This window comes from Kribbella sp. NPDC051718 (genome assembly GCF_040681515.1).
Classification (GTDB): Bacteria; Actinomycetota; Actinomycetes; order Propionibacteriales; family Kribbellaceae; genus Kribbella.
This window is the reverse complement of the sequence record NZ_JBFAYZ010000014.1, coordinates 121,141-127,535: the sequence shown is the minus strand read 5'-3', so window position 1 is coordinate 127,535 and position 6,395 is coordinate 121,141. Positions and strand designations below refer to the sequence as shown.

Below are 6,395 nucleotides of genomic sequence, written 5' to 3'. Positions count from 1 at the left end.
GGTGCCGGCTGTGCGGGGTGCTGGCTGTGCGGGGTGCTGGCTGTGCCGGGGTGCCGGGGTGCCGGGGGCTGGCTGTGCCGGGGTGCCGGCTGTGCGGAGTGCTGGCTGTGCGGGGTGCTGGCTGTGCCGGGGTGCCGGGGTGCCGGGGGCTGGCTGTGCCGGGGTGCCGGCTGTGCCGGAGTGCTGGCTGTGCGGGGGCTGGCTGTGCCGGGGTGCCGGCTGTGCGGAGTGCTGGCTGTGCGGGGGCTGGCTGTGCCGGGGTGCCGGCTGTGCGGGGTGCTGGCTGTGCCGGGGTGCTGGCTGTGCCGGTGCCGGCTAGGGCTGGAAGCGGGCGGCGGCCCAGGCGAGGATTTCGGGTTTGGCGGCGGCCATTACGCCGTTGTGGTCGATGCCCGGGTAGATCTTGTAGGTGAGGTTGTTGCCCTTGGCCTGTAGTTTGTCGGCCGTCACCGTGGTGGCAGCCGCGTAGACGACGGTGTCGGACGTACCCTGGGCCAGGAGGATCGGGCGGTCGTGGTGTTTGATCGGGATCTCGGCGTCCGCTACCAGCAGTTCGAGGAGCTGGGTCGCCTCCTCGGTGGTGACGTCGTAGAGGTCCTGGCTCTTCTTGCCCGCCGCCAGCTGGGCGATGGCTGTGTAGCAGTCGGTGGTGATCGCCTTCTCGTACAGGGATTTGCCGAAGGCGGTCAGGTACCGATCGGGGTCGAAGGTGTGTGGGTGGGAGGCCTTTGTGCCGGCCAGGATGAGGATGATGAACGGGTTCGCAGGGGTGTCCGGGGTGAAGGGTCGGACGGCGTCGAAGGTCATTTGCCATTGGGAGATCGGCGCCGTGGAGATCGTGCCGCGGTAGTCCAGTTCCGGTGCGTACTTGTCTTCCAGCGTTCCTGCGAAGAGTACGGCCTGCGCACCCTGCGACTGGCCGGATGCGATCCACTTGCGGCCGAGGGACTTGTCCGCTTGACGGCCGGCGCGGACGACGTCGATCAGCCCGTAGGCCTCGGACTTGCCGTTGAGGTAGGGGTGCGTGCCCGGCGTACCGAAGCCTTCGTAGTCGGAGGCGACGATGGCGTAGCCGGCGGCGAGCCAGCTGGTCAGGTAGTCGATGTCGCGTTGCGATCGGCCGCTGACCGAGTTCGCGCAGTTGTCGGCGATACCGACTGTGCCGTGCGCCCAGCTGAGCACCGGCCAGCCACCCTTGGGCGCCTTGCCCGGCGGCACGAACAGCGCGCCCGAAACAACAGTCGGGCGACCGTCGAAGCCGGTCGAGGTGTAGTGCAGCCGTTGGGCCTTCGCCGCCCCCGGCAGCTTCAAGCTGTCGGGCAACTGCTCGATCCTCACCACCTTGCCCGGCTTCACGTGCGCGTCAGCGGTCGATGCCAGGCCGGCGACCACTACGGCGGACAGCAAGACGGCGCCGGCGATACGCAGCAGCCGTCCGGGTTGGAGATTCATTCCTTGGTACTTCCGATCAGCCAGGCCGAGGACGCATAGGCGACACCCTCGGCGGTTTGATGAGCTTGCAGATCCGCACGCAACGCGGCCAGCGCGTCCGTGCGCGTCTCGTCGTCGAGGCCGACGAGCAACCACCCCAGGACGCCGAGCACGAACCGCTCGGCGGTGGGAGCATCGCGGCCGAAGTACATCGGCTCGTCAACCGCCTCGAAGGTCGGCTCGGCGAACCCGGCCGCCTTCAGATCGCGGGCGACCATCAACGGATCGGCCTGCGCGAACGGTCCGGGCGCACCCGGTGGCGGCGACGGCAACTCACGTCCGGCCGCCAGCGCTGTCGTGAAGGCCGCGAACCATTCGTTCTCCGGTGCGGATCGCCAACTGAGCAAGGCGAGTCGTCCACCCGGCCGCGTCGCGCGACCGATGTTGGTGAAGGCGGCGACCTGGTCGGCGAAGAACATCGTCCCGGTCCGGCTCAGTACGACGTCGAACTCGGCGTCCGGGAACGGGTAGACCTGGGCGTCGGCCTGCAGATAGGCCAGGTTGCGAGGCCCGGCCGCATTGCGAGGCCCGGCCGCATTGCGAGGTTCAGCCGCCGACTGCGAGGCGATCGCGAGCATCGGCGACGAGAGGTCGACGCCGAGCGCAGTACCAGAGCCCGCCAACCGTGCGGCGGCCTCGGTGATGCTGCCGGTGCCGCAGCCGAGGTCTAGCACTTGGTCGCCGTCGCGGATGGCAGCCAGGTCCAACAGTGCGTCGTCGTAGCGGTGCAGGGCGTGCTCGAAGAGGTTGGCTTCTTCGGCCCAGAACACGCCCTCGGCGGTGTCCCAGGCCTGCAGTTGATCGGCATTCGCCGGATCGATCTGGAGGGTCATGCTGATTTCCTTTCCATCAGTGCTCCAGTACGCCGGGAATCGGGTTCGGGATCACCCCTTTGTCTGGCACTGTGGTCGGGGATGGATGCGATCTTGAAGTGCTGCTTGAACGGCGACCGCTCGCGCGCCGATCACCCTGGTGTGCCGTTGACTCCCGCGGAGCTCGCGCAGTCCGCGTACGACGCTGCGAAGGCCGGTGCCGACGCGGTGCATTTCCACCCGCGCGATGCGCAGGGGCGGGAGAGCTTGCGCTGGTCCGATGTGGGGCCGGCCGTGGCCGCAGTACGGGATTGGTGTCCTGAGCTGCCGCTGGGGGTGTCGACCCGGGAGGAGATCGAGCCGGACCTCGACACCCGGCTGGCCTTGCTCGGTGAGTGGGACGCCGGGCCGGATTTCGCGAGCGTCAACTGGCACGAGGAAGGTGCCGAGCAGATCGCCAGACTGCTGCTCGAGCGAGGGATCGGGGTCGAGGCCGGGCTCTTCACGCCGGACGCGGCCCGGAAGTTCCTGAGCTGGCGCGGACCGGTCGTCCGCGTACTCGTCGAGGCACTACCGGGAATCTCGCCCGGTACGGATGGAATCGCGGCCGCCCAGGCCGTGCTCGACGTCCTGCCGACCGGGGTCGAACTGGTGGTGCATGGCGAAGGCGAGTGGGCTTGGCCGGTACTGGAGTGGGCGCGCCGGCAGGGGTACGGACTGCGCGCCGGCTTCGAGGACATGCTGACCGGCCCGAGTGGAGAGAGCGTCACCGACAACGGACAACTGGTCAGCTACCTGAGGGAGAACCGATGACGATCCTGGTAACCGGCGCGACGGGCAATGCGGGTGGAGCGGTCGTGCGTGCACTGGCTGCGCAGGGCATCCCGGCGAAGGCGCTCGTGCGCAAGCCGGTCGAGTTGCCGGCCGGAGTCGAGGCAGTGGTCGGCGATCTCAACCGGCCGGACACCTTCGCCGACGCGCTCGACGGCGTCAGCGGGCTGTTCCTGCTCGCTGGGTACGACCGGATGAAGGAGTTGCTGGCGAACGCAGTACAGGCCGGCGTACGCCGGGCCGCCCTGCTGTCGAGTAGCTCGATCGTCGGGACGCGAACGGACAACGCGATCGCGGAGTACCACGCCGAGGCCGAGGCCGCCGTCGAGCAGTCGGGGCTGGAGTGGACGTTCCTGCGGCCGAACGCGTTCATGTCGAACACGCTGCGCTGGCTCCCCCAACTCCAGGCGGGTGACGTCGTCCGGCTGCAGTTCCCCGACGTGCCGATCTCGACGATCCACCCGGACGACATCGCCGACGCCGCGGTCACCGCGCTGACGAAGGACGGGCACGCGGGAGCGGCGTACCGGCTGAGTGGGCCGGTGGCGCTGAAGCCGGCCGAGCAGCTGGCGATCGTGGCCGAGGCGATCGGGCGGCCCTTGCAGGCGTACGAGGTGAGTGCAGCCGAGACGCATGACGAGGTGTTCGGGTCGATGCCGGCGAAGTACGCGGAGGCGATCGAGTCGTTCTATCGCGACGGGATCATCGACGAGACGACCGTGACGGACACCGTCGAGCAGGTGACGGGGCATGCTCCCCGGACGCTGCAGGAGTGGGCCCGGGAGAACGCGGCGTTGTTCGGCTAGGTCACGACGCGGTCGAGTGAACTGACGGTCACCTCGTAGCCCTGGTTGACGACCAGGGCGAGCGCGACGCCGGTACAGCGATGGCACCAGCGCACCTCGTGGTTGGGCCAGCGCGCGATCACGTCGGCGTCGTGGCCGTGGCACTCGGCGCAGTCGTCTCTGGAATGCGGGTAGTGCGCAACGGAAGGGGCGGAGCTCTCGGCACCAAGCGTGGCCGGCTTCGTCATACCCCTAGCGTGCTCTTACTTTCGCTGAGCACGCAAATGGTCGGCGCCACTTTTCCGTCGCGCAAGCCTTAGGATTGCGGAAAGTATTCGGTTCGCTACCTTTCGCTAGGGATTTGCCGGGGTATCACCGGGTGTTTGCGGATCTGGCGTGCCTGCGGGCGGCTCCGGAGTCGGCGTTGGCGTGTCCGTCGGCTCGGGCGTCGGCGTGGGGGTCGGCTCCGGCGTCGGGGTCGGCGTCGGCGTGGCTGTCGGGCTCGACGTGGTGCGCGGCGGTACCTGTGGGTCGGGGAACTTGGGCGGGGCCGAGGTCGGCTTCTTGGTCGGTCCGACGACCGGCGGCTTGCTGCTCGGCGGTACGACCGGCGCCGTCGGCGGATCGACCGGCGTCGGCACCAAGGGCGGCTTGACCGTCGTGGTCGGCAGTGGGACCTTCACCGGTGCCGTCGGCGGCGGCAGTGTCGTCGTGGGCGGAGGGTTCACCTCGTCCGTCTGTGTGGTGGCCGGCGGCGGGATCACGCCTTCGGTGTCCGGCACGGTGACGGCGGACTGACTGTAGGTCTGCATCCAGCGCAGTACCGTCGAGACGTAGTCCATCGAGTGGTTGTAGCGCAGTACGGCCTGGACGAGCCCCTGCGGGTCCTTCAGGTTCGCCCCGCCGGCGCAGAGGTAGTCCCCCGCCGCCCGGGCCGCATCGAAGACGTTGTGCGGATCCTTGACGCCATCACCGTTGCCATCGGCACCGAATGACTTCCAGGTGCCCGGGATGAACTGCATCGGCCCGACGGCACGGTCCCAGTGCGAGTCACCGTCGTACAGACCCTGATCGGTGTCCGCGATCGCCGCCATCCCGGGACCGCCATCGAGCACCGGGCCGAGGATCTTGCCGCGGGTCAAGCCGTTCGCGTCGACGCGGCCGCCGCTCGCGTGAGCCGACTCCACCTTGCCGATCCCGGCCAGCAGCGGCCAGGTGATGCCGCAACCCGGCACGGCCATAGCCAGGTCGTTGGCCGCCTTCTGGTACGCCGCAAGCACGGTGCCCGGGATCCCTGAGGTGTTGCCGACTACAGCAGCAGGGGGTACGGCTGGTTGGCCTTCCGTAGTACCGGTGACCGGTACCTGGATCTGCGACGGCTGCTCGGTGGGGATGCTGCCGTCGACTCCGGTCCCGCTCGGCAACTGAGCGGCCAGGTCGTCGAAGACGGAGTCCGGGCGCGGCCCGATCGCCCGGGCGTCGACGACGAACTGGTTGGCCGCTCCTTCGCCGCCGAGCGCGATGACCAGCACCATCGCGCCGACCGGCGCGACGCACGCCCAGCCCGCGATGACCTTGATCCGCCAGGCGTCCCCCGCGGTGAACTTCTTCATCCGAACCGGCCCTCCACGTAGTCGGCCGTTCGCGAGTCCACCGGGTTCGAGAAGATCATTGCCGTCGGCCCCGATTCGACGATCACCCCGGGCGTGCCCTGCTCGGCCAGGAAGAACGCACAGGTCTGGGACACCCGGGCCGCCTGCTGCATGTTGTGCGTGACGATCACGATCGTCACCTCCCGGCGCAGGTCGTGGATCGTCTCCTCGATCCGCCGGGTGGAGGTCGGGTCGAGCGCCGAGCACGGCTCGTCCATCAGCAGGACGTCGGGCCGGACAGCGAGCGACCTGGCGATGCACAGCCGCTGCTGCTGACCACCCGACAGCGCGCCACCGGGCTGGCCGAGCCGGTCCTTGACCTCTTTCCAGAGGCCGGCCTTGGTCAGGCACTCCTCGATCAGCGTCGTGCGCGCGTTGCCCTGCACCCGGGTGCCGGTCAGCTTGAGGCCGGCGGTGACGTTCTCCGCGATGCTCATCGCGGGGAACGGGTTCGGCTTCTGGAAGACCATGCCGATCCGCTTCCGGGTGTCGGTGATCCGCCGCTGCGGCTCGTAGATGTCCTCCTCGTCCAGCAGCACGCGGCCGGCCAACGACGCGCTCGGTACCAGCTCATGCATCCGGTTGAGGATGCGCAGGAAGGTCGACTTGCCACAGCCGGACGGGCCGATCAGGGCAGTGACCTGACCGGAGTCCATCCGCAGCGAGATGTCCTCGAGCACCTTGTGACTGCCGAACCAGGCGGCCACCCGATCGCTCTCGAGCACACTGCCGCCACTGACAGGTGGCAGGACAGTGGTCTCGTCGTTCGCGGCGGTGGGGACGGCTGGCAGTACCGAAGTCATCTAGGAGTTCCTTCCGAGCTT

The 6,395-nt window shown here is 68.9% G+C and carries 7 protein-coding genes; 2 read left to right on the top strand and 5 right to left on the bottom strand.

Features of this window, described 5'->3' with window-relative positions; genetic code table 11:
- Positions 1–315: 315 nt before the first annotated feature.
- Complete coding sequence (locus AB0M15_RS37500; RefSeq protein ID WP_363830297.1) at positions 316–1,452, bottom strand: lipase family protein; 1,137 nt, start codon at positions 1,450–1,452, stop codon at positions 316–318.
- The gene (locus tag AB0M15_RS37495) at positions 1,449–2,324 is read right to left on the bottom strand and encodes a methyltransferase domain-containing protein (protein WP_363830294.1); all 876 of its coding nucleotides are present in this window, start codon (positions 2,322–2,324) and stop codon (positions 1,449–1,451) included. Before AB0M15_RS37495 ends, AB0M15_RS37500 begins: the two co-directional genes overlap by 4 nt.
- 81 nt (positions 2,325–2,405) lie before the next feature.
- Here AB0M15_RS37495 and AB0M15_RS37490 point away from each other — a divergent pair, with 81 nt between their 5' ends.
- Positions 2,406–3,116, top strand: a complete 711-nt coding sequence (locus AB0M15_RS37490) for a 3-keto-5-aminohexanoate cleavage protein (RefSeq protein WP_363830291.1) — start codon at positions 2,406–2,408, stop codon at positions 3,114–3,116.
- A complete protein-coding gene (locus tag AB0M15_RS37485; RefSeq protein ID WP_363830287.1) occupies positions 3,113–3,940 on the top strand; it encodes an NAD(P)H-binding protein in 828 nt (275 codons plus the stop codon). The genes AB0M15_RS37490 and AB0M15_RS37485 overlap by 4 nt, the downstream gene beginning before the upstream one ends.
- On the opposite strand, the gene AB0M15_RS37480 is transcribed toward AB0M15_RS37485, so the two are convergent.
- The 3 genes from AB0M15_RS37480 to AB0M15_RS37470 all read right to left on the bottom strand — a co-directional run bounded on the left by AB0M15_RS37480 (position 3,937) and on the right by AB0M15_RS37470 (position 6,374).
- Positions 3,937–4,167, bottom strand: a complete 231-nt coding sequence (locus AB0M15_RS37480; protein WP_363830284.1) for a hypothetical protein — start codon at positions 4,165–4,167, stop codon at positions 3,937–3,939. The genes AB0M15_RS37485 and AB0M15_RS37480 overlap by 4 nt on opposite strands.
- A gap of 105 nt (positions 4,168–4,272) precedes the next feature.
- Positions 4,273–5,532: a lytic transglycosylase domain-containing protein gene (locus AB0M15_RS37475; RefSeq protein ID WP_363830281.1), complete on the bottom strand. Its 1,260-nt coding sequence runs from the start codon at positions 5,530–5,532 to the stop codon at positions 4,273–4,275.
- Positions 5,529–6,374, bottom strand: a complete 846-nt coding sequence (locus AB0M15_RS37470; RefSeq protein WP_363830277.1) for a phosphate ABC transporter ATP-binding protein — start codon at positions 6,372–6,374, stop codon at positions 5,529–5,531. The genes AB0M15_RS37475 and AB0M15_RS37470 overlap by 4 nt, the downstream gene beginning before the upstream one ends.
- Between the last annotated feature and the right edge of the window lie 21 nt (positions 6,375–6,395).